General features: G+C 35.8%; 6 protein-coding genes. 2 read left to right on the forward strand and 4 right to left on the reverse strand.

Going from position 1 to position 6,030, the window contains the following annotated elements; all coding sequences use genetic code 11:
* Nucleotides 1–452 precede the first annotated feature (452 nt).
* Nucleotides 453–1,412 (forward strand): hypothetical protein, encoded by a 960-nt coding sequence (locus P9B04_RS12730; RefSeq protein ID WP_342055366.1) that lies wholly within the window; start codon nucleotides 453–455, stop codon nucleotides 1,410–1,412.
* Between the two features lie 33 nt (nucleotides 1,413–1,445).
* On the opposite strand, the gene P9B04_RS12735 is transcribed toward P9B04_RS12730, so the two are convergent.
* From P9B04_RS12735 to P9B04_RS12750, 4 genes are all read right to left on the reverse strand, one after another.
* Nucleotides 1,446–1,973 (reverse strand): GNAT family N-acetyltransferase, encoded by a 528-nt coding sequence (locus P9B04_RS12735; RefSeq protein WP_342055367.1) that lies wholly within the window; start codon nucleotides 1,971–1,973, stop codon nucleotides 1,446–1,448.
* A gap of 3 nt (nucleotides 1,974–1,976) precedes the next feature.
* Nucleotides 1,977–2,732: a 2OG-Fe(II) oxygenase gene (locus P9B04_RS12740; RefSeq protein ID WP_342055368.1), complete on the reverse strand. Its 756-nt coding sequence runs from the start codon at nucleotides 2,730–2,732 to the stop codon at nucleotides 1,977–1,979.
* Nucleotides 2,733–2,739: 7 nt separating this feature from the next.
* Complete coding sequence (locus tag P9B04_RS12745; protein WP_342055369.1) at nucleotides 2,740–3,333, reverse strand: DUF6817 domain-containing protein; 594 nt, start codon at nucleotides 3,331–3,333, stop codon at nucleotides 2,740–2,742.
* 413 nt (nucleotides 3,334–3,746) lie between these two features.
* On the reverse strand, nucleotides 3,747–4,763 hold the full coding sequence (locus P9B04_RS12750; protein ID WP_342055370.1) for a glycosyltransferase: 1,017 nt from the start codon (nucleotides 4,761–4,763) through the stop codon (nucleotides 3,747–3,749).
* Between the two features lie 751 nt (nucleotides 4,764–5,514).
* Between P9B04_RS12750 and P9B04_RS12755 the strand changes: the two genes are divergently transcribed.
* Nucleotides 5,515–6,030, forward strand: a 516-nt coding sequence (locus tag P9B04_RS12755) for a hypothetical protein (RefSeq protein ID WP_342055371.1), incomplete at its 3' end; no start/stop codon positions are given.

Consider the following 6,030-nt stretch of genomic DNA (forward strand, 5'->3'; position numbering starts at 1 on the left):
CAAAAAGCCGAAACCTTACAAGGGATTGGCCGCCAACGTTGCCAACGATACCCAGCGCATCGCTCAATTACAACAGGAACGTGAACAGCGAGAAAAGCAACACCGTCGGGGTCGGGGTTTTTCGCGTTAAACTTTAATCTACGATCTCAGGATTGTGTTCAAGGGGTATGGAAGGAATACATGCAAAATCGGTCATCCAGCTAAGAAATATTAAAATTATTAAAACTTACCATGTAGATACAAAATTTATAGAACCAGTTAAACTACTTTTAAAGGAATCAAACTCGATTGCGCTATTCTTTTCTTACAAAAAAAATAAGCATATTAATTCAATGATTTTTTACTTAGTTCGTAGATCATCAGCTTACACCATAGTAAATTATTTGGAGTCTTGGGGGCTCCAAACTACTACCTCTTATATTAGACCTTTATTTTACGAACAACTGTGGCAGATGAAAAAGTTACCAACTGGAACATATATTTTCTCAGATATTGAGCGTCTCTCTCCTGATGAAGCGGAAATAAGCTCCAAGATTTGGAACCAACTCGCTAATTCAGGGGAAGAAATTCGTCTGCTAAATCATCCCACCCGTTCAAAACGACGCTACGAACTCTTGCGGAATCTATATGATAAGGGTTTCAATCAATTCAATGTCTATCGTCTAACAGAATTAACAGACTGTCGTCAACCAGAGAGATTTCCCGTTTTTATACGAGGTGAAAACGATCATGGAGGAAATCGTACTTCGCTCCTCAACACCCCTGCTGAATTAGCCCAAGCTATAAACCTACTTTCAGAAAAAGGAAAGAGTCTAGAAAATAAAATTGTTACTGAATTTTGCTCTACAGCAGATCAAATAGGTGTTGTCAGAAAATACTCTGCCTTTATTGTCGGTGACAAAATTATTCCTCGACATCTATTTTTTAGCTATAACTGGATGATTAAACATCCCGATTTAGTGGAAGAAAAAACACTCTTAGAAGAACAACAATATATTAAAACGAATCCTCATGAGTCTTTTCTCAAAGAGATTTTTCGATTGGCAAGAATTGAATATGGTCGAATTGATTATAGTTTACTTAATGGGGTTCCTCAAGTCTGGGAAATTAATACTAATCCAATGAGTTTAAGTATAAGAGATATGACCAGCAAACTTCAACAAAAACGAACCAAAACACACGAAGAATTTGCAGAAAATTTTGCGTTTGCCTTTAGAGCAATTGATGGAAAAAATGGTTCATCGATTCGGATTTCTCTTTCAAATAAGTCTCATAAACGTCGAGAATCTTATCCTTTAAAAATAGCTAAAATTTTACCCTTATCTTTGCTTAAACTTTTCCCTTATCCTTATCAACTAAAGATTCGTCTAAAAATTAGAACCTGGTTGACAAAATTTACTCAACAGCCATAAATAGTTTTTCATACCTATCATAGTGGATAGTTACTATTCATCATTCATGACTTTTGTATATAGAAAAAAATCAATATTATCTGAATGCTTAAAAGTTTTATCTATAGCTTTTCCTAAACATTTAAAGCCTAATTTTTCTATGCTTTTTCTTCTGTAATGAGGAACTTGTAAAACGAGCGATTGGATGCCCATTTGTTTTGCCTTTTGAAGTCTGGCTAGATCGATTTTTTGAGAAATTCCTAACCTTTGATAAGTAGGACTAACAACCAATCTACTCATCATTGCTATGGGTTTAGGAAGTTCCGTTATTAATCCTTGAATTTCGTTAAAATCAGGGAGATCAGCGATGTTGTTGTGTATAGATAAACGAGCCGACGCAATCAATTCATTTTCATCATTCATAACAACCCAATGAAAAGCGTGTTGATCATGTTCATCACACCATTTTTCTCCTGAGAAAACGGCTCTTCCAAGTTGATATGACCATACGCTAACTCTTAATTTACCAATAAGGTCTAAATAGGAGCTATCAATTTCTGGAGATAAGACTTTAATTTCCATAAGTTAAGACCACAATCTTAAACTTTCATCGGGCATTAAGGAAAGCCATGAACCTACGGCAATTCGATTCTGACAAGGTAAAACAGTATGATAATTTCTCGAGTTGAAAATTATTAACTCACCTAAAACTGGCTTGACTTTAATAAAGGGAATATTAGATACTACCTGTTCATTATGGTAGTAAGTTCCTTGTACTAAAAACTGATCATCTTCGTCTTGCCATAGTTTATCCCATATTTTTAGTTCACCACCTCTATCTGGTAAACGCAGATAAAAATTCCACGAAAGCTGAGCAACCATTTTGGTGACTGCCCAATCTCTTACACCAAAAAGAGGGAAGTCACTATGGAGTGGAGTTTCTCCTGTTCTCAATTTAGCTACTCCAGCAAAGTAACGACCATATCCTTCTTCAGTGAGAATATCAACATCAGTAAAATATTGTCTTAAAATATCCATAATCCTTGTGACTGGATTGAAGGTAGTTTCACAAACTTTTATCAAGTTAGACCAAGCCTCTTCAACTAAGCTAAAATAGTTTTCTTTTCCGCCTACTATACCCTGTTCATATTGGCTAATTCCAAGTCGAGTTACAGTCTTTACAGACTTAGAGCGAGAAGCAAATAGCAGAAAACGTTCGGCAAGTTCTTCGGTTTCTTCAGTTGTTCCAAATTCAGGAAGACGAATTAATGGAATGTCATTATTAATCAGATTGTATAAATTTTCTTGAGTTAAAGGATAAGCCTCAAAATTTTTCCACATAATGTTGCTAGGTTTTCTTTAAATAAGATACAGGTAAGTTGTTTAAAATAGCAGAATATTCTTTGCCATCGATGAAAGACTTGGATTCATCTAACCTCCCTTTTAAAAAGTTAGCACTAGATTTCGTCCGTTCCATTTGTTCTATATAATCTGCTAATCGAATCCTTAATAAATCTAAGAATTCGTCTGCTGAAATATAAATTATTGAATTATCGAACCTATTTTTTAAAGCCAAGGATTTAGTTTTAGTCAAATTTTTTAAAAAATCTTTTTTATCATGTATGTAAAAGTAGTAAACAAGCTTTTCGGAACGATACGAAACTAATTCTAGGAGGGTTTCTCTTTGTTGAGGATCAATAAGAAATTTTTGAAAAGTTTGAGTTCCATAAATACTATGATATAAACCCGAAACACAAACATATTCTGGAACTTTCCATTTTTTTAACAATTGATAAGTCCTAACTAAATGCCTTAAGAGAGTTGTTGAACTATGAGAAATAGAATTAGCGTTTAAGTTCTTCAAAGACTCCATCAATTCTTGCGGAGGATCTAGGGTTCTATCTCTTAGATACCATTGGTAGGAATCAATTAATCGATTCACGAAAATCTTACGTTGAAAGATATAATGTTTTACCTTGGCTAGTAGAAAAACTATCATTCTTCATTTACTCTGAATTAATCTAATTATTTATCGATGTAATGATAAAGCATATTTTTGTAAAAGTAAAGAAAACCTAATTTTACTCATAAGTTTAACGATAGTTTGTTGGTACTTTATTACTGACTTCCTTCTGACTAACCCTCTTCTGGGAATCTGGGAAAAGTCTTACAGTCTCTCAACTCTAGAACATTTGTGAGGTGAGTATTCAAGTGCTCATTAACTAACTTAAACTCACAATTTAGTTTATCTTAGAAAAAAAATTAGCCCTGGCCTGTTGAGCAACGGTTTCAGCGTTTAGATAAGGCATTGCTTTTCCGCTCCTTTTTGAAATGACCACATAGTGTAACTCTTTATTATATATCAGGCACTCTAAACACCCTTTTTTTCATTCTGTTTATCTTCAATTTGGAGTATCTTTTTATAAAAAAGAGAATTCTAGATGCCTCAGAGGCTTTAATCCAATTAGCATACTCAGGAAAAACATGAGACTTAAAAAAGTCCAGCCAGCTTTTAGTTATGTTTTCAATACTAAACTCTTGAGCACGCTTTAAACCATTGTTTATTATTGAGGTATACAGTTCTGGACTATTTTTTAGTTTGGCGACTGCGTTAATTGCTTCTTCAATAGAATTGACTATTAAAAAATCGAGTTCTGATTTTCTTAAATCAATAAATGCAGATTCTGGGGTTAAAATAGCTGGCACTCCAGCTTTCCAAGCATTAACCAACTTGCTTGCAGGCTTATTGGGATAAATTCTGCCATCAAAACTACGAACAGCTACAATCACATCAATCTTACTATAGTAAGACCAATTAGATTGTGAGAAGATCGGAATCCACTCACAATCTAATTCCTTTAATGCAGAGAGCCATTGGTCTGATTTAAACTCTTTTGTAAGGTTACTGCGACTACCTATAAAAGCCACACTTTTAACTGTTGAACCTCTTCTCTCCTCTCTTGGTTTTAAACCAGGTTGTGGCCAATGAGGAATATAATAAGGATTCCAAAGTTTGTTTTGCTGATCTTTAAATTGAAGAGGATTATGAACAACATGTAAATGTGCTGATGGATGAAATTCTCGATCTCCTTTTGGACAAATTAACATTGTTTTACCCAAATAAGGATATTTATTACCAAGAGTGTCTCTATCAGCTATCAATATTCCTTTTTCAGGTATATAGTCTATGAATTGACAAGAAAGTTCACTTTTCTTAACTTGAAGATACGTCGTTAAAATCCAAGACGTAAAATTGCCAGACGCGAATCTTCTAGCTTCTGCAATTTGCTCCCATTGAAAATTATTTTCTAATTCTTGTAACTTTAGCTTTTTTAAAAGTTCTTTGGGAGCATAAAAGTAAATGGTTGTCATAGCTGTTAAGTATTGTCATAGCTACTAAAGAAAATTAAACGCCGAAAATGGCAGTGGAGCCTCTAAAATAAAGAAGCTCATGATCGCTTAGACAAAATTTTAGCTGATTCATAAAATCAAAAAGAGTAAGATAATGACAATTATCTTACCCTAAATTCCTATAGCCCCGATTATACAAGGTTTTGAGGCTACCTAGATGACTAGATAACGCAACTATCAGTTATTCTAGGTGGATTTTTACCACCTCATTAGGTATCCTTGAGGTTAGAGAATATCTGTGCATACTTGTATAGACATCTCATATACAGAGCAACTACTACTCAAGCTTTTGAGCTTTGACAAATTTGAAACGGTGTAAAAGCCAAAGAATAGTTTGAATAAGTTTTAAAAGCTTGGCGCAACCCAAAGCCACCTTACAGTCAATTTCTTGTTTGGCGACCAGAAAACTGTTGGGGTGGATCACAAGGTTGTAGGGGGGTTGCTGTCTTTATACTACCTAATTTTGTTTTGTCCGTACAGGTAGTTAGTAAAAAAATTGCTGATTAGCAATTGTGTATTGTAGGTGGAACCTTTTCTAATAGGAAGTTTGGGCATTTTAGTTGGCTATCGTAAATCCTTGGATAACTTATTGTGGGACAAGAATATTTGTCCGTACCCCATCTTTTTGTCATCTCTTCTACCGTAAAACTTAAATAAGACAGCATCCTCCCTGTATGAGTAGCTCGCTAACCTTACCAAAGCGAAGCCCTCAATGGAACAAAATACAGGGAAACAACAAAACCAAACCTTTCAATTATCCGTCAACCGTCACCACCGTGACAAAACCGTTGGCAACCCCAAACATTACCGCGACTGCTTCAAAACCAAAGAATTAACCATCAACGAGTTAGCCGAAGCCGTAAAGCGTGGTCATGCCTGGTCTTGCGCCACCTACGACCACAGCATGAGGTCAAAAGGCAATTATCAACAAGCTCAACTTATTGGCCTTGATATCGATAATGGCTTAACCCTCAACGATGCCCTCAACCATCCCTTTGTTAAGCAGTATGGGCAATTAATCTATACTTCGGCATCCCACCAAAAGCCCAAAGGAAACAAGGAGACAAGGAGACAAGGAGACAAGGAGGACAAGGAGGACAAGGAGGACAAGGGGACAAGGGGGAATGTTGACAGAAAATCTCCCGTGTCTCCCGTGTCTCCCGTGTCTCCCCCTCTCCCCCTCTCCCCACCCTGTGACCGCTTTAGAATCGTCTTCAGCGCATCTCAA

This window comes from Crocosphaera sp. Alani8 (genome assembly GCF_038442745.1).
GTDB lineage: Bacteria > Cyanobacteriota > Cyanobacteriia > Cyanobacteriales > Microcystaceae > Crocosphaera.

What these genes read in the sequence shown, in the direction of transcription:
- P9B04_RS12735 (WP_342055367.1), bottom strand. Translation starts at nt 1,973, where the DNA reads ATGGAAATTAAAGTCTTATCTCCAGAAATTGATAGCTCCTATTTAGAC.
- P9B04_RS12740 (WP_342055368.1), bottom strand. Translation starts at nt 2,732, where the DNA reads ATGTGGAAAAATTTTGAGGCTTATCCTTTAACTCAAGAAAATTTATAC.
- P9B04_RS12750 (WP_342055370.1), bottom strand. Translation starts at nt 4,763, where the DNA reads ATGACAACCATTTACTTTTATGCTCCCAAAGAACTTTTAAAAAAGCTA.
- P9B04_RS12730 (WP_342055366.1), top strand. Translation starts at nt 453, where the DNA reads ATGAAAAAGTTACCAACTGGAACATATATTTTCTCAGATATTGAGCGT.